The following is a 20,803-nucleotide window of genomic DNA, read 5'->3' as shown; positions in this document are numbered from 1 at the left end:
CCTCGTTACACAGCAGTGCGGGCGGCGCGGCGCAGCGCCGGCGACAGAGTCAGGATCAAAAGCAGGATCACAGTCATGGCCACCAGCCGAGGCACTAGCCCCCACCAATTAAGGCCGACTTCCCACAGGGCCCAGATCACTGTCAGCCCCCATATCACTGCGAACAGGTGGATGGCGCTGCGTCGCTGCCGCCAGAGCAAGGCGGCGGTCAGCACACAACCAGCACCTGCCAGGCCGTAGTACCAGCTACCGCCCAAGACCATCAGCCACACCCCACCGCCGAACAGATCCATGCCAAACAGGCCAAGGGTCAAGGCCAGGACGACTGTTGCCAACCGCCACTTCCCGCCCAGACCAGGCTGCGCCTGGTCGTTGTTGCGGGACACACCACTTCGTTGATTCATGACGCTACAGCTTCCTTCATTACAAGTAATTCAAGCCACCGCCTGGTTGCCTGGAGCGGCAAAGCCGATCGGTCGACGGGTACAGAACATCGAGAGCATCGCGCCGATCACCAACAAGGCACCGACCACGACGAACGCCAAGGCGAAACTGCCCGATCCCGCCACCACGTAGCCCGTCACGATGGGCGCCAACAGACCGAACAGGTTGCCGACCGCGGTGATGAAACCTGCCGCGGTACCGACATCGTCCTCAGAGCGCACCAGGTCGTTGACCAGCGAGAGGTTCAGGGAGATCGCCGAAGCGCAGGTGGCTAGCGACAGGGTGATCACGAAGAGAATCGCCCAGGTGCTGTCGATCGCGGGTACCAAGAAGATCACCGAGGACGCCAGCAGCACGCTGGCGACTACCATGCGGCGCTGGCCGGTTTCAGCTGCACCAGGGCGCATCGCCTTGTCGCTAAGGCGACCGATGACGATGGCGAGCACGGCCGCACCCAAATAGGGAATGGCGGTGTAGAAGCCACTCGACATAACGGTCAGGCCCTTCTCGGCCTGCAGGTAGCTCGGGAGCCAGGTGAGGAAAAAATAGGTGGCATATACCGCGCAGCCGTGCGACAGAGCAATTGCCCACATGCTGCTGGAGCGGGCCAGACCCTTGAGCCCGAGAGAAAATGGCTGCGCAGCGCTGCTGGTGGAAGTGACGCTGCCCTGAGCGATCTCTGCGCGCTCGGCATCGTCCAGCCAAGGGGCCTTGGCGGGGTGGTTGTACCACTTCAACCAGGCGGCCAACCAGATAAAGCCCAGAGCGCCAGCCACCACGAATGCGATTCGCCAGCCAAACGCACTGATCAGCCAGCCAAACCCAATGGCGCCGATGGCGGGTCCGACAAGGCTGCCGCTATGGAAGACTGCGGTGGCCATGCCGCGCTCTTTGAGCGGCATCCATTCCCGAATGACCCTGGCACCGGCGGGGTAAGTGGTGGCTTCGCCCATGCCCATGATGAGCCGACAGCTGAGCAACGAGATGAACCCTGTCGACAAGGCCGTGCAGGCGGTTGCCACCGACCAGACGCCGATCCCGTAGCCGTTGACCTTTTTCGGGCCAAAACGACCCACCAGGTAGCCCATGGGAATCAGGGCCAGGAAGTAGAGCCAGACGAACGATGAGAAAAGGTAGCCCATCGCGACCGGTGAGATATCGAACTCTTCCTTGAGCACTTTGGACGCCACCGAAAGAGACACTCGGTCAACGTAGTTGATCAACGTCAGGGTAAAGAGAAATGCGTAGATCCAAACGCGCTTCTTTTTCAACAGGGTGTCTTTATGCATCGCCATCACCTTGTATTTATTGGGACGATCCAGGGACGAGTGCTCGACGTTCCGGCAAAGAGGCTACTCACGATCCCCGGGCAGCGGGCACTCGATCGTGAGCAACCATCGCGCGGTTGCTGAGCGTTCGGTCAACCCAGCCAACGCTGGATATTCGCAACCATGACTTCTTTGGAAATCCCGTAGCGGTCGTGCAGGGTCGGCAGTGCGCCCGCGTCCAGGAATTGGTCAGGCAGTGCCACATGGCGCACTTCGGGCTGCACGCGGGCTTGCAGCAACGCCATGGCAATGGCTTCACCCAAACCGCCAATCTGGGTGTGGTTCTCCGCGATCACCACAAGCCGGCCGTCGCGTCGGCACTGCTCGACGATGGTCTGGACGTCCAGCGGCTTGATCGTGGGGACGTGTAGCACGGCCGTATCAATCGTGCTCTTGGCCAGTTCTTCAGCCACTTCCAGGGCACGCATGGTCATCAGGCCCGAGGCGATGATCAGCACGTCCTTGCCATCGCGCAGGAGCTTGGCCTTGCCCAGTTCGAACTTGTAGTCGTACTCGTCGAGAATCAGCGGAACACGTCCGCGCGGGAGGCGCATGTACACGGGGCCGTTGTGCTCGGCAATAGCCGCCACACACTGTTCGGTTTCCAGTGCATCGCAGGGGTCGATGACCATCATCTGGGGGATCGCCCGCATCATCGCGAGGTCTTCGGTCGCCTGGTGACTCGGACCATAACCGGTGGTCAAGCCCGGCAGCGCTGCGCAAATCTTCACGTTGAGGTTTTCTTCGGCGATCACTTGGTGAATGAAGTCATAGGCGCGTCGCGTGGCAAACACTGCATAGGTAGTGGCGAACGGCACGAAGCCTTCCTTCGCCATGCCCCCGGCCGCCGCCATGAGCAGCTGTTCAGCCATGCCCATCTGCAGGAAGCGCTCAGGGTAGCGTTGGGCGAAGATGTGCAGATCAGTGTATTTCGCGAGGTCTGCCGTCATGCCTACGATCCGGGGATCTTTCTGACCGGCTTTCACCAATGCGTGGCCAAACGGCGCAGATGTAGTGCGTTGCCCCTCGCTGGCAATGGAGGCGATCATGGACGACGTGGTGAGCTTCGGCTTTGCTTGGGAAGCGGCAGTCATTGGTGGCTCCTTGGCGCGTGGATCTCATCGAGGTCTGCAAGTGCTTGCTGCCATTCCTGGGGCTCGACCCGGATGAAATGGTTCTTGTCACGCTGCTCCAGGAACGGCACGCCTTTACCCATCAATGTGTCGAAGAGGATCACCCGCGGCTTGTCGCCAGGAACCGCCCGCGCGGTATCAAAGGCATTGATCACCTCCTGCAGGTTGTTGCCGTCGACGCGCTGTACGTGCCACCCGAAAGCAGCCCATTTATCGACCAGAGGCTCGAACTGCAGGATGTCGTGGGAAGGGCCGTCGGCCTGCTGGCGGTTGATGTCCACCAGGTTGATCAGGTTGCCCAACCGGTGGTGAGCTGCCGACATGGCAGCCTCCCACACCGCGCCTTCATCCAACTCGCCATCGGACATCGAGTTGTACACGAACGCCTTGTTGCCCTTTAGGCGCAATCCCAGCGCCTGACCCACCGCGATTGCCAGCCCCTGGCCCAGCGAGCCACCGGAGATTTCCATGCCGGGTGTATAGGTGGCCATGCCAGACATCGGCAGCCGACTATCGTCGGAGCCATAGGTTTCCAGCTCTTCTTCCGGAAGCACTCCCGCCTCCAGCAAAGCGGCGTACAAGGCTATGGCGTAGTGTCCGTGGGACAGCAAGAAGCGATCTCGCCCCTCCCATTCAGGTTGATCGGGACGAATGTTCATAGCGTGGCAGTAGGCAACAGCCAGGACGTCTGCCCAGCCCAGCGCCTGGCCGACGTAGCCTTGGCCCTGGACCTCACCCATGCGCAGCGCAAAGCGCCGGATCCGCCAGGCGTGCGCCGACATTCGGGCAAAGTGCTCATTGAGACCCTCGGTCATATTGTTCTCCATTGGTGACCAGCGATTCGGCGTCACTGATGTAGAGGATTCATCAGTAAACATCGAATTGAGTAACCCGCTGATGTTCATGTAAAACTAATGAGCCGACAAAAGGTTTTAATTCGTTAACAAATGAACTGGATTCATCAATGAAAGTGTTAAAACGGTTGCCTCTATCAGCCCTGAGGGTTTTCGAAGCGGCAGGCCGGACGTGCTCATTCGTGGAGGCTGCAAAAGAGCTCGACCTCTCGCCCAGTGCGGTGAGTCATGCGATCCGAAAACTGGAAGCCGCCGCCGAAATTACGCTGTTCGTCCGCAACACCAGGCACACGGCGTTGACTGCGGAAGGTGCAATGCTGCTTGATCACGTCCAACGCGGCTTCGAAGAGATGAGTCGGGGTTTGGCCATCGCGACCAACGAACCGGCGCTGCCCCTGCGCTTACATACCGCGCCTACCTTTGCCAGCCAGTGGCTAGTTCCGCGCCTGGCGGGCTTCTTGAGAGACCACCCAGGCATCGACCTGCGCATCTCCGCTAGCACGGATTATGCGCTGTTCGACAATGACGATTTCGACCTCGATATCGTTTATGGCGAGCCCAGGCCGTCCTCTCACGAAAAGACGCCGCTGCGCATCGAAGAGCTGACGCCACTTTGCAGCCCTGAGGTTGCCAAGTCCTTGCGCTCCGTACAGGACCTGTACTCTCATTTTTTGATCCAGAGCGATGGGCAGGCGGTGCAATGGAAAGGCTGGTTTGCAGCAAACGGTATGCAAGCGCCCCAATCCTATGGTCTGGCGTTCGACCGCAGCTCCATGGGGATTGCCGCAGCGGCAGGTGGCCTGGGAGTAGTCCTTGAATCAGATTTGGTAGCCGAACAAGAGCTGGCCAGTGGACGCCTGGTCCGTCCACTGCGTGAGGTGAGCCACAGCGTCCGGTACGTGGGCCATTACCTGGTGCATCCTCGCCGACCCACGCAACCTCACGCTGTAACTCAATTCAAAGAATGGCTGTTCAAGGAACTCGCTGTGAACTGATCGGCAATCGCGGACCGTAACTGGCAGTCGTGATGGACTCTCTAGCTCACTACTATATTGGGGCGCTCAGGCAACAAAAGACAGTTAGCTCATTGTCGCTGTCCTTTCGCCCCTCCAGGATAACTCTCAACGATGACCCGGCACTATCGCTGGATTCCCTACAGACGTAGTCGCTGATGCTGTCCAGATACTATTGTCGATATTGACGTCGTCGAACGCGCTTGGAGTCAGGACGGGCTCAGCTATGCCCGCCTTGCGTTGGTTGTCGTAATCAGCTAGCAACCGGAGCCCAACATTACACAGCAATGTGAGCGCGATCAGGTTCACCAACGCAGATAGCGTCATAGTGATGTCGGCGAAGGCGAACACGGTCGAAAGGTCCTCCACCGACCCCCATAGGATCAGCGCTAAAACAAGCGCACGATAGCCCAAGAGCATCTTGCGGTTATCTCCCAGGATAAACTTCAAGTTGTTCTCGCCGAGGTAGTAGTTGTAGAGAATCGAGGTAAATACAAACAAGGCCAATGCGGCGCTTATGAAAATGCGCCCCCAGTCGCCAACCACCGCCGCCAACGAGTTCTGAGTCAGTACCAGGCCGTCACCTGCAAACCCGGCGGTGTAAAAACCCGAGAGTAGGATCAGCAGTGCAGTGCAGGTGCAAATCACGAACGTGTCGAAAAACACACTGAATGCTTGCACTACGCCTTGAGAAACAGGGTGCTTGACCTCAGCAACAGCCGCGACATTGGGTGCGCTGCCCAAACCGGCCTCGTTGGCAAACACTCCCCGCTTGACGCCCATAACAATGGCGCTACCAATAAAGCCGCCAAAGGCCTGGTCCAACCCAAAGGCACTGTTGATGATGGTCATCAGCATTGTTGGCACGTGATCAAACTGCAGAATGATTACGTAGAGGGTTACCGCGATGTAGGCCAGCGTTTTGACTGGTACCAACAGATCCGCCACTTTGGCGATACGCTTGATGCCACCTACGAAGACCAGGCCCAGCACGACGGCCAGAACAATGCCTGAATAGGTGGGATTGACGCCAAAGGCATTCTGGAGGGAATGGGTCACGGCATGGGATTGCAGCCCATTGAAGGAAAAACCGAAGGTGACGATGAGTAGCGTGGCCATCAGCACGCCGAGCCAGCGCTTATTCAAACCGTGCTCTATATAGAAGGATGGGCCTCCGTAGAACTGGCCGCTAGCGTCTTTACGCTTGTATAACTGAGCCAGACTGCACTCCATCAGCGTTGTAGCCATACCCACCAAGGCAGTGACCCACATCCAGAAGACGGCACCAGGTCCGCCAAGGGTAACAGCCACACCGACGCCGGCAATGTTGCCCGCACCTACTCGTCCCGCCAGGCTAAGCATCAGGGCCTGGAATGAGCTGATTTGTGTCGAGCTGCTGGTGAGGCTGTCCTTAAATACCTTGAACATGTGCAGAAAATAGCGAAGCTGCACAAAGCGAGTCTTGATTGTGAAATAGGCGCCCAATCCAACGACCAGGACGATGAGCAGCTTTCCCGAAAGAAAACCGTTGATGGCTTCGAGCATGGCGCAACCTCATTGTTATTTTATTGGGTAGTGCGGAGCTTCACGCGGCCGGCAGAACCGCGTGAAATTTGTAGATCTGCCTAGGCGAGGTCTTGTAGAGCTTTGATCCGCTTCCACATAAGTACAGGGTTCGAATACATGGGGAAGTGACCGCAATCAGGAATGCACGCCAAGTGCACACCTTTTGCCGCAATGTCCTTGAGGTAGGAAAGGTGAGAGTTGGTTTCCCCATACATGTATTGGCGCGGGAAGGGCAGCGACAGAAATTTTTCCATCAACAGACCGTTGTCCGACAAATCCACCATTGACTCGAAAATGCCGCGGACCGCACCGGTACGTACTTTGTGCGCCAAACTAGCGGCATACAGCGCGCTCGCAGGGTCGGATGCCAATCGAGTGCGTTCGATAAAGTCGCGGAAGAATCGCGCATCATCGTCACGGCGGTGATGATGAATTTGACGGCTGAGGAAGCAGTCCTCAGGGGCGATGTTACCTTCGATGTCGACGAAACTCAGCACGCGCGAAGGATCCCCATGAGCCAAGATCAGACTGGTCAATCCGCCCATGGAGTGGCCTACCAAGTGGAAAGTATCGACCTCAAAATACTTGAGTACGGCCTGTGCGGTTTTTACAAGGAATGGAATATTGATGCGCGAGAGGTCGCTGCATTCGGTCTCACCGCAGCCTGGAGCATCGTAGGCAATGAAGGGATGTCCATCGAAAGCAGGCTGCAGCGTGATATCGGCGTAGTCCTCTTTGGAAGAGCCGAAACCGTGAAGGAACAGGATGGGTGCTTTAGGCCCACGGCGGTGAATCACCGCCAGTTCGAGCTGTACACCGTCGATGTTCAGCGGAATTTTTTCGTGGGTGAAGCGAGCTGGATGGGACACGAATGAGCTCCTGTGACAGACATCCTCAATGTTGAGCTCGCCAGATGATTTGTAAAATACGAAGCCACGAACCCTGTCATATGCCTAGCCTATGACAACAAGGTCTGCTTCGCTTGATCGATCATGGCATCCACGAGCGGATTCTTATGCTCGCTGTGCCACGCCATGGCAGTAGTCACCACTTTCACCTCCGGGAACAGAGGCCGAATGAGTACGTTTTTGGGCGCGAGCTTGCCCATCGAGGTGGGAACAATGGCAATGCCTTGGCCGCAGCTGACGAAGGCAACTTGTGACGAGACCGAGCGAACTTGATGCACGATCCGCGGGGCGAAGCCGCTGGCTTTGCACTGTCCGACCAGATAGTCGAAATAAACAGGGCTCACATCGCGTGAAGCCATGACCAAGGTTTCATCGGCGAGGGACTTGAGAGAGATGGAATCACCCGCGGACAAAGGGTGATCGTTAGGGAGCGCTACTGCCAGTCGATCCTCGGACAACGGTAGAGATTGCAAATGCCGACCGAGGTTGCCCTCAAGGCGTGCGAAGGCGATGTCGATATCGCCGGTCTCAAGAGCGGGGATAGCCTCCGCGCTATCGATCTCTCGAACCGATACCGTGATCAGTGGGTGGTCCTGCTTGAACCGCTCGATCAGCGGAGGCAGTACATCGATCATTGCCGAAGTAATTGCCCCAATGGTCACTACGCCAGCGTGGCCGGCCACGGCCTCATGCACCGCAAGCTCCAATCGCTCCAGCTGATCAGCAAACTTTCGTACGGCAGGGAGAATGGCGGCTCCCGCAGCGGTCAGTTGAGCGCCTCGGCGAGATCTAGTGAATAGTTGAACCCGTAAGGACTGCTCCAGCGCCTGTATCTGTTCGGTCAACGGTGGCTGCGACATGCCCAGTCGCTTGGCTGCGCGGCTGAAGTTCTGGTCCTCGGCAACTGCCAGGAATAGCCAGAGGTGGCGTATCAAGCGAAAGTTGATCACAGCGCTCTTCCATAGGTTTGGAGTATGACAAGCTTAGCTTCTTTGTAATATACGTATCAAATCTCGGCGCAGATACTCAAGCCTCACCTAAAAGAGGCCTGAAACCGATGAGCTTGAAAGCCCTGCTTGATCGCCTGGCTGCGCTCGATACCAACACGGTGTCGGACGCGCTGGACTTCCTCCAGCTGCCTGGTGCCACCAACGGCCTGATGCCGCTTTGGGACTGTCCGAAGATTGTTGGCCGAGCCAGCACTGTTCAGTTGGGGCCCAAGCAGGATGTGTCACCCACCGTTCACCTGATCACCCCAGTAGTGGAGCAGATCACCACCGATGACCGCGTGCTGGTAATCGCGGGCGGCGTCGATGGTATCTCCAGTTGGGGAGACATCCTGGCAAACGCCGCCCAGCGCAAAGGTATTCGGGGCTCGATCATCGACGGTTTCAGCCGTGACATCCGCGGCAGCGCGGACATCGGCTATCCAGTCTTCGGTCGCGGCGTGACCATGATCAGCGCCCGTAACCGGCTCATCCAGATCGACGCAGCAGTAAAAGTTCGCATGGCGGGCGTCGAGGTAGAGGAAGGCGACTACGTGATCGCCGATGAATGCGGAACCGTGTTTGTCCCGGCCAATGCTATCGAGAAGGTCCTTGATTTGGCCGAGCGTATCGATCGCCGCCAGGCCGGCATGGTGGACGCCGTGCGTGCAGGCCGCTCGGTCGAGGAGGTCATGCACGACACCCAATTCGAAGCTATCAAGGTAGAGCACTGATATGAGCCTTTCCGATAAAGACCTCGTTGCCTTGTTCGAAGGCCTGGATACGCCAGGCGTTTCCGACGCGATGGACAAGCTAGGCCTTCCAAGCCAAGCCTTTGGTATCGCACCGCTGGCCAACTACAGCCAGGTTGTGGTCGGCCCAGCCTTCACCGTTCAGTACGTAAGTGCGAGCACTCCGCCCGGCACTGTCGGCGACTTCATTGATGACGCAGCACCAGGTGACGTTGTGGTCATTGCCAACCAAGGCCGTACCGATTGCACGGTGTGGGGCGACATCATGACCCAGTACGCCTTGGCTCGCGGTATCGCCGGCACGGTCATCGACGGTGTCTGCCGCGATGTGAATAAAGCACTGGGCGAAGGGTATCCATTGTTCAGCAAAGGTCGCTTCATGCGTACCGGCAAAGACCGCGTTGAAGTCGTGGCCGTCAACCAGCCGGTGTCCGTTGGCCAAGCGCGGGTCTGTGCCCGCGACATCGTTGTCGCTGACGCCAATGGCGTCGTCATCGTCCCGCGCGGTCGTGCCCAGGAAGTCGCCGAAACGGCACGGCGCATCGAACACGTTGAAGCGCAGATCCGCGAACAAATCGCCACTGGCAAGAGCCTCAAAGAAGCCCGTGACGCCCTCGGTTACCACTCCCTGCAGAGCAAACAGCCATGAGCCTTCCACACGATTATCAGAACATTGCTAAGGTCCTCGGCAGCTCCACCCTGTACGAGGCCTCTGGGTTGCCGTGCGCCGTGGACCGCGAGATTCGCGCTGTCTGGAAAGGCGCTTTCATTGCTGCACCGGCGTACCCGCTGCAGTGCTCGCCAGGTGACAACCTGGGCCTGCACATAGCTGTGGCGAAAGCGCCGCGCGGTAGCGTCTTGGTCTGTGATACTGCCGACTTCGTTGCCGGCTACTGGGGTGAAGTGCTTACCGTGGCGGCCGAAGCCGCTGGCATCGTCGGCTTAGTAATCAATGGCGGCGTACGCGATATCGCCGCGCTTGAAGCGCATGGCTTTCCGGTTTTTGCTCGAGGCATCTCCGTCAAAGGTACCGTCAAGGCGACCACGCCCTCCGTTGGCAGACCTTTCTACTTTAGCGGGGCGCACGTTAGCGCCGGCGACCTTGTGGTTGCGGACGAGGATGGCGTGATCATCATTCCCGCCGATGCAGTTGAGTGCACGCTGCGCGAGGGCCAAAAACGCGCTGACAAAGAGGCGGAGTTTTTTGCAAAGTTGCGTGAAGGTCACACCACCCTGGACTTGATGGGTCTTTCCCTCCCGGAGGAACACGCGTGAGCTTGGAAACGCTGAACCGTCGCCTGGAGGCTGCCAAGCCTTCAGCGACTTACAAGATTATCGACCGCGTTGCTGCACGTCGTGCAGAAGGGGCGAAGATCATCTCTCTCTGTGCGGGCGAGCCTGACTTCGATACTCCAGAACACATCCGTGCCGCAGCCATCAGTGCGATCAATAATGGCCACACCCGCTACACCCAAGTCGCTGGCCTTCGCGCGCTGCGTGAAGCCATCGCCCGTAAGTACCGGCGCGAGAACGGCCTTGATGTAAACTGGCAAGACACGCTGGTCTGCAGTGGAGGAAAGCAGGTCATCTTTAACGCCTTGGCCGCGACCCTCAACGAAGGCGACGAGGTGGTGATCCCTGCTCCTTACTGGGTCAGCTATCCGGAAATGGTGGCGTTGTGCGGGGGCGAGTCACGGATCGTTACCTGTGGCGCCGAGTCGAGCTTTAAGCTCACACCAAAAGCATTGGCCGGAGCAATCGGGCCGAAGACTCGATGGCTCATTCTGAATTCGCCGTCCAACCCCACGGGAGCGGTGTATGATCACTACGAACTGAAAGCCTTGGCTGAGGTATTGCTCAATCATCCGCAAGTCCTGATTTTGGCGGACGACATCTATGAGCATTTGATCTTCGACGGTCGTGATTTCCTCACACTCGCCCAAGTTGAGCCCAGACTTTCTGAACGGACGCTGACCATGAACGGCGTATCGAAGGCCTACGCCATGACAGGCTGGCGGATCGGGTTTGCCTCTGGGCCTCGCTGGTTGCTCGATGCGATGGAAAAGTTGCAGGGTCAGCAGACCTCGGGGGCGTGTTCCATCTCGCAACATGCGGCAGTCGCTGCGCTGGACGGTCCGAAAGACTTCATTGCCCAAAGCCGCGAAGTGTTCCAACGGCGTCGAGATTTCATGGTCGAGCTGCTCAACCAGGCGCCGGGCATCAGTTGCGAAGTTCCAGGCGGAGCCTTCTACGCCTTTGCCGATTGTACCGGTCTGATCGGCAAGCGCTCGCCGGACGGCCGTGATCTCGTTGACGACGAGGCTGTCGCGTTGGCATTGCTTGAAGAGGCCAACGTTGCAGTCGTGCAAGGTAGTGCATTTGGACTTCCAGGCTACCTGCGTATTGCCTACGCTCTGGATGATGAATCGTTACGAACGGCGTGCCAGGCTATTCAGAAGTTCTGCGAGGACGCACTGTAAAGAACCCGTCTCGCTATGGCCGTCGTCTGGGAAGAGAGACTTCGGCCATTGTCGCCTACAGCTGATCGAATTGAACTTGCAACTAGCCAGTGTCAGCGACGCCGCCATGGTAACTCTAGATTCCAGCCCCCTAGCTTATGGAAGCGCGAATGAAGTACGTAGAACTAATCGGTGGTAAGCTCCACCGATAAACGTTCAAAAGAACAAAAAGTTAGAAGGGCCCTCAGTTCTGCAACCAACAGGAGCTATGTCTGCAATCTCAGCAGGCATCCCGAGGATGGAGCGCTGCTGAGCACCTCCAGCTTGAGCGCATGTCGAGCACTGGTGATGAACAGGGTACTGCCTTCCGGGCCCCCGAAGCACAGGTCAGTAGGCGCGGGTACTGGCAAACCGATCATTCGGTCCAGGTTTCCGTCGGCATCGAAGCGCGCCAAGCTCCAGCCGTCCATCTGGGTCGTCCAGACCCCACCGTCGGTGTCCAAGGCCAAACCGCCCAGGCTCCCCCCTCCTCTGGGCAGCGAAGCCAAGCGGCGTACCACCGTGCTGCCGCTATGCAAAAGCAGAATATCGCCAGCGTCCGGTGCCAGAGCATAGAGCGCGTCTCCGCTGGCATCCCAACGGAAAGCACTGATGGGCTCAGGCAGAGACCAGCCGTTTCGCAACTCACCTTCGGCACTGAGCTCCCCGATCACACAGCCATGGGTACTTCGGGCACACGCCCACAGCGCCCCGGATGGATGGGTCGCAAGGGCCAGTAGCCGACTTCCTAGCAGATCCTGCCGTGGGTGCTCATTTCCTTCCCAGTCGATCAGCGACCACCCCCCCGTCTGCGCGACGAGCAAACCCTCTGGATGCAATTCCATGGCCCGCACCGGCAGATCCAGACGGGTCAGCAAACGGCTGCTCTGTCCGTCCCAGCAGTGGATGGCAGGTGCCAAAGTGTCGGCCCAGTAGAGCATCTGCCGGCCGGCATGCCAGCGCGGGAATGCGCCATGGAAGGCCCAAGGCCCCGGCAGTACGCTGAGCTCCTCGGCATGATGCAGCGCAGTATCGGGACGTAGCTGCTCGCCTACCCGGCGGGCCGCATCGGCGAGCTCAGGGCCCAGTAAAGTCAGGCGCTCCAGGGTCAGCCTATAGGCCGGTCCGGCCACGCTCAGGGCGCCGCGGACGTTCCCCTGCTTGTCGATGATCGGCGCGGCCACACAGCGAATACCAAGGCGGATTTCCTCATCATCGAGGGCATAGCCACGGGCCTGGGTGATCTGCAGTTCGGCCAGCAACCTGCGGCGGTCGGTAATGGTCAGCGGCGTCAGCGGGGCCAGGACTAGACCTTTGAGAATTTCATCACGTGTAGCAGCCGGCAGCGCGGACAGAATAGCCTTGCCTTGTCCCGTGCAGTACACCGGCTTGCCCTGACCAAGGCTCGCTGCAGAGCGCTGGGTGTGGGCACCTTCACACCGCTCCAGCGAGAGCACCTGATTGCCGTCCAGCACGGCGAGGTACGAGGTTTCCCCCGTGAGGTCACGCAGTGCTCGCAGTTCCGCGCTGGCAGCAGCGACCAGATCTGGCTCGAGGTAAGCATTGCGCACCATTTCCAGGTAGTTGAAGCCGAGCCTGTACACCTTGCGGGTAGGGTCGCGACGGATCATGCCGCGCTCTACCAGGGTGGCGAGGATGCGGTACAGCGTTGTGCGAGGCAAAGGCACCAACTCGGCCAGTTGGGCCTGGTTGATGCCTGTAGCGCTGCTCCCAATGGCTTGGAGGACATCAAGCGCTTTTTCCAGTGCAGCCGTACCTTCACCCGTTTTCATTGTGTTTTCCCATCTATTGGAACTCGGATATCACCACCGAGATTTTGCCCATTTTTCAACCAATTTTCTGCCATAGAATCGGTCGCATCAGGACTACCAGCAGTTACAAATTCCACATATTGGGACTTGGTATGGACCTGTTACCGAATAAAAACGTGAGGAGATGTTGAAGCATGTCAGTCATCCACAATTACGCCGATGCCCATGAAAGCGTCTCCGGCAAACAGGTCGAAGTCAGCGATGAAGTGCTGGCCAAGCTCGCTACCTGCAGCAGCGGCTCGCTGACCACTCAGCTGTTCAAGCGCGGCTTTCGTCAGCCCGCACTGGTCGGCCTGCGTTGCATGACCCGTGACGTCAAGCCGTTTGCTGGACGCGCCTTCACCATGCGCTTCATCCCCGCACGTGAAGACATCGACACCTATTCCACCATGACCACCAAGCCTAACGACGACAACCTGCAGTGGGTCGGCGTTGAGCAGATCAAACCCGGTGATGTGCTGGTCATCGACAGCCGCAACGACCCGGCCGCCGCTTCGGCCGGCAACATTCTGGTAACTCGCCTGCTGGCTCGCGGCGCCAAGGGCATCGTTACCGACGGCGCCCTTCGTGACGGCAGCGAAATCGCCGCCATGAGCCTGCCGGCCTACGCTCGCGAAATCACTGCCACCACCCGCATCTCTTACCACCACGTGGCCGACCTGCAGGTTCCGGTCGGCTGTGCCGGCGTTGCTGTGTACCCAGGCGACATCATCGTTGGCGATGCCGATGGCCTGACCGTGGTGCCGGCGCACCTGGCCGAGGAATTGGCCGAAGTGTGCACCGTGCAGGACGACATTGAAGGCTACCTGGCCATGCGCATCGCCGCCGGCGAAGCACTGTGGGGCGTTTACCCACCGAGTCCGACATCGGTTTCCGACTACCACGCCTGGGTCGCCGCTGGCCGTCCGGCCATTCCCTCGATCATCGACAAGAAGGACTAAGCCATGGCTGAGCACAAACATGCGCAACTGATCCGCCGCTACTTCGACGCCTGCAACGAAGGCGACTACGACAAGCTGGTGTCGTGCTTCACCCCGGACGCGGTGCACTACTTTCCTGCCGGGCTGCCGGAAGTGCCATGGCGCACTGCTGACACCATCGCCCGCAAATGGGTGTGGTGCGTAGAGAACCTGGGCTCGCAGTGGACTATCGAGAAGATCCTGGTCAGCCATGACAGCAACGAAGCGGTCATCGAGTGGACCCACTGGAAGAGCAAGCTTGGCACCGCCCTGCGCGGGGACGAGTGGTACGTGTTTGACGAGAAGTCCGGGCTGATTAAAGAGATTCGCGCCTACTACGCGTCGCCGGCAGACAAGGAAGTGGTGATTAACGAGCTGGTGGACTTTGACTACCAAGGCCGCGGCTACCACCTGGAACCGAGAGCACGCTGAAGCTGCCGGCCCTGTACGGATCAACCCGCACAGAGCCACAGCGCATTTCGAGGAGTAAGCATGACCACTCAACAAGATCCCACCCTGAACGCGCTTAATGCAGTCGTGGCCAAAGCGGCTGCAGCTGCCGACTTCTGGGCTGACTCCAGCGCAGAACAACGCGCCAAGCTGCTGCGCGGCCTGGCCGAGGCATTGGAAAGCCAACAGGCGGAATTGGTCGCCATCGCCGACCGTGAAAGCGGCTTGGGTGAGGTGCGCCTGAACGGTGAAGTCGCGCGTACTGCCTTCCAGCTGCGCGGCTTCGCCAGCGAAGTGGAAGCCGGTGTGCCGTACCGCCAAGTGGACGATCAAGCCGTCGCGGGTGCTCCGCCTGCTGGTCGCCCGCGTCTGACCCGCACTCAACGCCCACTGGGCCCAGTGGCGATGTTCTCGGCAAGCAACTTCCCGTTCGCCTTCTCGGTACTCGGTGGTGATACCGCTTCCGCGCTGGCGGCTGGCTGCCCGGTTGTGATCAAACCGCATTCCGGCCACCCGGAGCTTTCCCGCGCGGTATTCACCCTGGCCGCTGGTGTAGTGCGTTCGCAAGGCTTGCCAGAGGGTCTGTTGACCCTGGCTGAAGCGCCCAACCGCTCGGCCGGCAAGTACCTGGTACAACACCCATCAATCGCCGCCGTGGCATTCACTGGCTCGTATCAGGGCGGCAAAGCCCTGTGGCAGGCGGCCAATGAGCGCGAGCGCCCGGTACCGTTCTTCGGTGAGCTGGGTTCGATCAACCCACTCGTGGCATTGCCATCGGCACTGGAGAAAGACAGCGCGAACCTGGCCAAGGTACTGGCTGGCTCCATCACCCTGGGTTGCGGCCAGTTCTGCACCAGCCCTGGGGTAATCGTGCTGCTGGACTCGCCTCACAGCCAACGTTTCATCGGTGAACTGGCCGAAGCCATTGCGCCGATTGCCACCCACCGTATGCTGACTCCAGGTATGCAGCAGGGCTTCGAAGCGGCCGCTACCACCGTGGCTGCCAATGCCTCTGCGGTCTTCGCGCCCCATGCCGATGGCGCCGGTCCGGCACCACGCCTGTTTGCCACTGACGCTGCGTCTTTCATCGCCAACGCCCACCTGCGCGAGGAAATGTTCGGCCCGGCGGCACTGATCGTCACCGCGCAATCCGTGGCTCAGGCAGCAGATGTGCTCGACGCCGTGGGCGGCACGCTGACCACCACCCTGTGGGGCCTGGAGGCTGACACCCAAGACAATCGCCAACTGCTGAACGCCGCCAAGCGTGTTTCCGGGCGTGTCCTGTTCGCCGGCGTACCAACTGGTGTCGCCGTATGCCATGCCCAGCAGCACGGTGGCCCGTGGCCTGCGTCCACCGCACCACAAACCACCTCGGTTGGCTTCGCCGCCATCGAACGTTTCCTGCGTCCGGTCGCGTTGCAGGACGCGCCGAGCTGGGTCCTGGGCTGAGGAGAACATAGTGATGATGCGACATATCGTGATGTTCCGCCGCCTGCCCGGTGTCGACGCGCAACCTGAACGGGAAGCAGACCTGGTAGGCCGGATGCGAGACCTCACCCAGGAAATCGACTTCATCCGCGACTGGCGCGTCGCCGCCAACGAACTGGATCGACCGATCTGCTGGGACTACATCCTCGAATCCAGCTTCGACGATGCCGACGCGGTTCAGCGGTACCTGCCACACCCTGCGCACCAGGCTCTGGTCGCCGATCTCAAGCAGTACTTCGAATGGGTGGCAGTGGATTACAGCGTCTAAGCAGTACCAATAGCCTGGCCACCTGAAGGGCCAGGCGTCATAACAAAAAAGATCCGGCATCACAGGTGCTGGACGGAGTCATACATGAACAAGAAAAAGAACTACCGCTGGACGATCCTGACCATGCTGTTCCTGGCCATGATCATCAACTATGTCGATCGCGCTGCCCTCTCGATCGCCATGCCGTTCATTACGCAGGAATACCACCTCACGCCCGCAGAAAAGGGCATGATCTTCAGTAGTTTCTTCTTCGGCTATGCGCTGTTCTGTTTCGTCGGCGGCTACCTGGCCGACCGCTTCGGCCCCAAGAAGGTACTGACCTGGTCGATGAGCTTCTGGTCTGTGCTCTGCGGTTCCACCGCCCTGGCCTTCAACTTCTGGTCGCTGCTGATCGTGCGTGCGCTCTTCGGTGTCGGCGAAGGACCTGTATCCACCACCGCGAACAAGACCGTCAACAGCTGGTTCCCGATCAAGGAGCGCGCTCGCGCCATTGGCATCAACCAGGCGGGTGGCCCGCTGGGCGGCGCCCTGGCAGGCCCGATCGTCGGCTTCCTCGCCCTTTGGCTGGGTTGGCGTGTGGCCTTTGTGGTGATAGCCGCAGTCGGTGTGCTCTGGGCTATTGCCTGGTATCGCATGGCAGCCTCCACACCTAAAGAGCACCCGCTGGTCACTCCAGAAGAGCTGGAACTGATCAACGAGGGCCGTGAAGCGCCGGTTACCGCCGTCGCAGACGCACCCCGCACGCCGGTTCTGCAGATTATTCTGCAGCGTTCGGTCCTGGTCACCGGCGTTTCGCTGTTCTGCTACAACTACATCCTCTATTTCTTCATGACCTGGTTCCCCAGTTACCTGATCGACGCCAAAGGTATTGATCTCAAATCCATGAGCATCGTCACCGCACTGCCTTGGCTGGTAGGTACTGTCGGCTTCGTTTGCGGCGGGCTGCTGATCGACTGGGTGTTCAAGCGCACTGGCAAGCAGCTGTTCTCGCGCAAAGTGGTACTGGTCAGTTGCCTGCTGGTGGCGGCCGTGTGCATCGGCCTGACCGGCCAGGTTGAGAGCGTGACCAGCACCGTTGCAGTCATGACCGTGGCCATTGGCTTCCTAATGCTCACCGCGCCGGCCTACTGGTCGCTGATCCAGGATGCCGTGCCGGACCATCAGGTCGGTACCGCCGGTGGCTTCATGCACGGTCTGGCCAACCTATCGGGCATCGTCGCACCAACCGTGACCGGCTTCATCATCGAGTCGACCGGGACCTACAGCAGCGGCTTCGGCCTTGCAGCAGGATTGGGGGTCGTCGGTGCACTGATCGTGGCTGTGTTCGTTGGCCAGAGACCAGCCAAGCAGCCCAGCGCTATCGCAACAGCCTGAATCAAACGCTCCTACGTTTTCCGGGAATACACCATGCCTACTCTTCTTGTCACCGGCGCTGCCGGTATCGTCGGAACCGCGTTGCGCCCCTACCTGCGCGAGCGCTTCAGCCTCCGACTGCTGGACCGCCGGCCGGTCAGCGACTTGGCCACCAATGAAACCGAGTTGGTGGGTGACCTGACCGACCCAGCCTTTGTCCGTCAGGCTTGCGAGGGTGTTGACGCGGTGCTGCACCTGGCGTGTGCCCACGGCACCGATATCCAGTTCCAGTCCACGGTCGAGCCGAACTACCACGCAACCCTGTACCTGCTCGAAGCCGCTCAGCGCGCAGGTGCCAAGCGCTTCGTGTTCGCCAGCAGCCACCATGTGCTGGGTCAGTACCACAGCCAAGCCGCCGAACACTTCGATGACCACCCTGTGGCACCGGACAGCTACTATGCGCTGAGCAAGGTATTCGGGGAAGCAGCCTGCGCCACGTTCTCCCAACGCAGCGAGTTGGCCACCTTCGTCGTGCGTATAGGCAACGCCGATGCCAAGGTCAGCGACGCTCGCCGCCTGCGCCTGTGGACCAGTGCCCGCGACCTGGCGCAACTGGTGCTGATCGGCCTGGAACACCCTGAGGTACGCCACGAGATCGTCTATGGAGTGTCCGAATGCCCACAGGCGTTCTTCCACAACCAGCGTGCCCGTGCCTTGGGTTACCGGCCACAGGACAATGCAGCCGAGCACCTAGCTGACAACTTCCTCGCCTATGACGCTATGGCACCGGTTGGTTCGGGCCGTGACCACGTCGGTGGGGCCTATGCCGGTGTTGCCCTGGCCAGCGTCCTGGAGCAAGCATGAAGATCGTCCGGATCGATACTCAGATCGTCGAGATTCCGTTCCATGACGGCGGTCGCGGCGTGGGCGGCACGCCTTCAGCTTGGCGCACGCTGGAGAACGTGTTGGTGCGGGTCGAGGACGAGCAAGGCAATGTGGGCTGGGGGGAGGCCTTCGGCTACTTCGTCGCCGATGCCACCAAAGCCCTTATCGATCGGCTGGTAGCCCCCCAGGTGCTGGGGCGGGAGATCACCGACATTCCGGCACTGAACCTTGAGCTGCAGCAGCGTCTGCATTTGTTCGGCCGCTATGGCGTGACGATGTTCGCTATCTCCGGTATCGACATCGCCCTGTGGGACCTGGCGGCCCGCCGCCAGCGCCTGCCGTTGCACCGGCTGCTCGGTCAGGCTCACCGCGAACAGGTACCGGCCTATGCCAGCCTGGTGCGCTACGGCGACGACAAGGTGGCGCCGGCCACCTGTGAAAAAGCACTGGAACTGGGCTTCAGCGACATCAAGCTGCACGAGGCCACCCTGCATGACATCGGCGCTTGCAGGCGTGCGGTTGGTGATGGTGTGCCGCTGTCCACCGACGTCAACTGTTCATGGACCGTGCAGGGCACCCACGACTGGCTGCCGGCGCTGGCAGAACTGAAACTCGCCTGGCTGGAAGAGCCGATCTTCCCGCCAGAGGACTTCACTGCACTGGGCAACCTGCGCGGGCAGGGCGTGGACATTTCAGCCGGGGAAAACTGGTGCACCGCCGTGCAGTTCAAGCAGGCTCTGGTGACGGGCGCGGTGGACTCCATACAACCCAGTGTGACCAAGGTAGGCGGCATTTCCGAGTGCCTGCGCATTGATCGCCTGGCCGAACAGCATGAGGCGGTGATACTGCCGCACTGCCCGTACTTCGGCCCAGGCCTGATCGCCACATTGCACCTGGCTGCCGTGCAAAAACGTGTACCGCAGGTGGAATACCTGTTCGTGGAGCCGGCCGCGTGGCTCTATCCGGTGGAGCAGCTGCGCCAGGGCAATCAGCTGCAGATTCCTCAAGGACCGGGGCTGGGTCTGGACATTGACCTGCAAGTAGCCGAGCGCTACCGCCGCTAACAACCCTTTACATCCCCCACCGCCGTGCGTTGGCACGGTGGCTGGGCTCTGCATGCCCGAAAAAGGGTATTGGAGGTCACAATGCACACTGTGGTCCTGAGCAACGCTACCTGGTCGCTGAGCGTTTTACCGGATTGGGGTGGGCGTATCGCTCACCTGACCGCCGATGGCCTCGACATCCTGCTGCCAATTACAACCAACCAGTTCGACCCGCTGGACTGGCCACGCGCAGGCGCCTACCCACTGATGCCGTACTCCAACCGCATCCGCAATGCGCGCCTGCAGTTCGCTGGCAATGAGCACCAACTTCCTGCTCACCCGGCCGCCATTCCTCACACCCTGCACGGCGTGACCCACACTCAACCCTGGCAAGTCGTGACGGCCGAAAAGGATCTGCTGGTGATCACCTGTGATTACCAAGGCGAACACTGGCCGTGGGCGTTTCGCGCCGAACAGCATTTCGTTCTCGAAGGCAACCGCCTGCGCATGGCTTTGGTGCTGACCAACTTGGGTGACACGCCAATGCCCGGAGGTCTTGGGTTGCACCCTTACTTCAAGCGCCACCCCGGCATGCGGGCGCACTACCGCGTTGGGCGCGAATGGCAGATCGACGGGCAGTACCTGGCCACTGGCGAGTACCAAGATCACGCCAATGCTTGGTCCATCGAAGCGGATAGCCGCGACGCCCTCGCACATTACCAGTCGCGCTGGGATGGCCTGCTGGAACTTGAGTACCTCAACGCTCGGCTTGAGCTGCAAGCCTCGCAACCGTTGAGCCACTTCGTCGCCTTTGCACCGGCCGACAGCGCCTACCTGTGCCTGGAGCCGGTGTCGCACCTGGCTGACGCCTTCAACCAGCCGCGCGACAGCTGGACCGAAACCGGCACCCATGAACTCGCCCCCTCCCAGCGAATGGAGGCGACCCTCGATTTCACCTGGCAACACCGCTGACGCAACAACCGACAGACCTATAAGAAGAGAACAACAACAATGAAATACTCCTCGACTGGAGCGGGCTTCGC

At 59.9% G+C, this 20,803-nt stretch carries 20 protein-coding genes and 1 pseudogene; 13 read left to right on the top strand and 8 right to left on the bottom strand.

The features are described 5' to 3' along the window. Nucleotides 1-5 precede the first annotated feature (5 nt). From ACQKPS_RS08180 to ACQKPS_RS08165, 4 genes are all read right to left on the bottom strand, one after another. A complete protein-coding gene (locus ACQKPS_RS08180) occupies nucleotides 6-404 on the bottom strand; it encodes a glucose dehydrogenase (RefSeq protein WP_427603552.1) in 399 nt (132 codons plus the stop codon). Between the two features lie 30 nt (nucleotides 405-434). Continuing rightward, nucleotides 435-1,715 carry an MFS transporter gene (locus ACQKPS_RS08175; RefSeq protein WP_427603550.1) on the bottom strand — a complete coding sequence of 427 codons (1,281 nt, stop codon included), beginning with the start codon at nucleotides 1,713-1,715 and terminating at the stop codon, nucleotides 435-437. 149 nt (nucleotides 1,716-1,864) lie between these two features. Beyond that, the gene (locus tag ACQKPS_RS08170) at nucleotides 1,865-2,866 is read right to left on the bottom strand and encodes a transketolase family protein (protein ID WP_427603548.1); all 1,002 of its coding nucleotides are present in this window, start codon (nucleotides 2,864-2,866) and stop codon (nucleotides 1,865-1,867) included. Continuing rightward, nucleotides 2,863-3,720, bottom strand: a complete 858-nt coding sequence (locus ACQKPS_RS08165; protein WP_427603837.1) for a transketolase — start codon at nucleotides 3,718-3,720, stop codon at nucleotides 2,863-2,865. The genes ACQKPS_RS08170 and ACQKPS_RS08165 overlap by 4 nt, the downstream gene beginning before the upstream one ends. A gap of 149 nt (nucleotides 3,721-3,869) precedes the next feature. On the opposite strand from ACQKPS_RS08165, the gene ACQKPS_RS08160 reads away from it, so the two are divergent. After that, entirely contained in the window at nucleotides 3,870-4,754 is an 885-nt protein-coding gene (locus ACQKPS_RS08160; protein WP_427603546.1) for a LysR substrate-binding domain-containing protein, read from the top strand. Between the two features lie 126 nt (nucleotides 4,755-4,880). Here the strand turns inward: ACQKPS_RS08160 and ACQKPS_RS08155 are convergent, their stop codons facing one another. The 3 genes from ACQKPS_RS08155 to ACQKPS_RS08145 all read right to left on the bottom strand — a co-directional run bounded on the left by ACQKPS_RS08155 (nucleotide 4,881) and on the right by ACQKPS_RS08145 (nucleotide 8,196). Then, complete coding sequence (locus ACQKPS_RS08155; RefSeq protein ID WP_427603544.1) at nucleotides 4,881-6,317, bottom strand: alanine/glycine:cation symporter family protein; 1,437 nt, start codon at nucleotides 6,315-6,317, stop codon at nucleotides 4,881-4,883. An 80-nt stretch (nucleotides 6,318-6,397) separates the two neighbouring features. Continuing rightward, nucleotides 6,398-7,207 (bottom strand): alpha/beta fold hydrolase, encoded by an 810-nt coding sequence (locus tag ACQKPS_RS08150; RefSeq protein WP_427603542.1) that lies wholly within the window; start codon nucleotides 7,205-7,207, stop codon nucleotides 6,398-6,400. A gap of 89 nt (nucleotides 7,208-7,296) precedes the next feature. Further along, the gene (locus tag ACQKPS_RS08145) at nucleotides 7,297-8,196 is read right to left on the bottom strand and encodes a LysR family transcriptional regulator (RefSeq protein WP_427603540.1); all 900 of its coding nucleotides are present in this window, start codon (nucleotides 8,194-8,196) and stop codon (nucleotides 7,297-7,299) included. A gap of 107 nt (nucleotides 8,197-8,303) precedes the next feature. On the opposite strand from ACQKPS_RS08145, the gene ACQKPS_RS08140 reads away from it, so the two are divergent. From ACQKPS_RS08140 to ACQKPS_RS08125, 4 genes are read left to right on the top strand one after another with little or no spacing between them, the layout of a single operon-like run. After that, nucleotides 8,304-8,966, top strand: coding sequence for an RraA family protein (locus ACQKPS_RS08140; RefSeq protein ID WP_427603538.1), 663 nt, complete (start codon nucleotides 8,304-8,306; stop codon nucleotides 8,964-8,966). A 1-nt stretch (nucleotide 8,967) separates the two neighbouring features. After that, nucleotides 8,968-9,633: an RraA family protein gene (locus tag ACQKPS_RS08135; protein ID WP_427603536.1), complete on the top strand. Its 666-nt coding sequence runs from the start codon at nucleotides 8,968-8,970 to the stop codon at nucleotides 9,631-9,633. Further along, nucleotides 9,630-10,259, top strand: a complete 630-nt coding sequence (locus tag ACQKPS_RS08130; RefSeq protein WP_427603534.1) for an RraA family protein — start codon at nucleotides 9,630-9,632, stop codon at nucleotides 10,257-10,259. The genes ACQKPS_RS08135 and ACQKPS_RS08130 overlap by 4 nt, the downstream gene beginning before the upstream one ends. Continuing rightward, on the top strand, nucleotides 10,256-11,464 hold the full coding sequence (locus ACQKPS_RS08125) for a pyridoxal phosphate-dependent aminotransferase (protein WP_427603532.1): 1,209 nt from the start codon (nucleotides 10,256-10,258) through the stop codon (nucleotides 11,462-11,464). The genes ACQKPS_RS08130 and ACQKPS_RS08125 overlap by 4 nt, the downstream gene beginning before the upstream one ends. A 245-nt stretch (nucleotides 11,465-11,709) precedes the next feature. On the opposite strand, the gene ACQKPS_RS08120 is transcribed toward ACQKPS_RS08125, so the two are convergent. Beyond that, the gene (locus ACQKPS_RS08120; RefSeq protein ID WP_045154599.1) at nucleotides 11,710-13,275 is read right to left on the bottom strand and encodes an IclR family transcriptional regulator domain-containing protein; all 1,566 of its coding nucleotides are present in this window, start codon (nucleotides 13,273-13,275) and stop codon (nucleotides 11,710-11,712) included. Nucleotides 13,276-13,448: 173 nt separating this feature from the next. Between ACQKPS_RS08120 and ACQKPS_RS08115 the strand changes: the two genes are divergently transcribed. The 8 genes and pseudogenes from ACQKPS_RS08115 (at nucleotide 13,449) to ACQKPS_RS08080 (ending at nucleotide 20,732) form a co-directional block, all read left to right on the top strand. Then, a complete protein-coding gene (locus tag ACQKPS_RS08115) occupies nucleotides 13,449-14,255 on the top strand; it encodes a ribonuclease activity regulator RraA (RefSeq protein ID WP_427603529.1) in 807 nt (268 codons plus the stop codon). 3 nt (nucleotides 14,256-14,258) lie between these two features. Further along, nucleotides 14,259-14,705, top strand: a complete 447-nt coding sequence (locus ACQKPS_RS08110; protein WP_045154601.1) for a nuclear transport factor 2 family protein — start codon at nucleotides 14,259-14,261, stop codon at nucleotides 14,703-14,705. Nucleotides 14,706-14,759: 54 nt separating this feature from the next. Then, nucleotides 14,760-16,172, top strand: a pseudogene (locus tag ACQKPS_RS08105) (aldehyde dehydrogenase (NADP(+))); the annotation flags it as partial. Between the two features lie 13 nt (nucleotides 16,173-16,185). Next, nucleotides 16,186-16,479 (top strand): Dabb family protein, encoded by a 294-nt coding sequence (locus ACQKPS_RS08100; protein WP_427603527.1) that lies wholly within the window; start codon nucleotides 16,186-16,188, stop codon nucleotides 16,477-16,479. A gap of 84 nt (nucleotides 16,480-16,563) precedes the next feature. Then, the gene (locus ACQKPS_RS08095) at nucleotides 16,564-17,853 is read left to right on the top strand and encodes an MFS transporter (protein WP_427603525.1); all 1,290 of its coding nucleotides are present in this window, start codon (nucleotides 16,564-16,566) and stop codon (nucleotides 17,851-17,853) included. Nucleotides 17,854-17,886: 33 nt separating this feature from the next. Next, nucleotides 17,887-18,696: an NAD-dependent epimerase/dehydratase family protein gene (locus tag ACQKPS_RS08090; RefSeq protein WP_427603523.1), complete on the top strand. Its 810-nt coding sequence runs from the start codon at nucleotides 17,887-17,889 to the stop codon at nucleotides 18,694-18,696. Further along, nucleotides 18,693-19,781, top strand: coding sequence for a mandelate racemase/muconate lactonizing enzyme family protein (locus ACQKPS_RS08085; protein ID WP_427603521.1), 1,089 nt, complete (start codon nucleotides 18,693-18,695; stop codon nucleotides 19,779-19,781). Before ACQKPS_RS08090 ends, ACQKPS_RS08085 begins: the two co-directional genes overlap by 4 nt. Nucleotides 19,782-19,862: 81 nt before the next feature. Then, nucleotides 19,863-20,732, top strand: a complete 870-nt coding sequence (locus ACQKPS_RS08080) for an aldose 1-epimerase (protein WP_427603520.1) — start codon at nucleotides 19,863-19,865, stop codon at nucleotides 20,730-20,732. The last annotated feature ends 71 nt before the right edge of the window (nucleotides 20,733-20,803 follow it).

The sequence above is a fragment of the Pseudomonas sp. NPDC086566 genome (assembly GCF_050280885.1).
GTDB lineage: Bacteria > Pseudomonadota > Gammaproteobacteria > Pseudomonadales > Pseudomonadaceae > Aquipseudomonas > Aquipseudomonas vlassakiae.
This window is presented reverse-complemented; position numbering and strand designations above follow the sequence as displayed.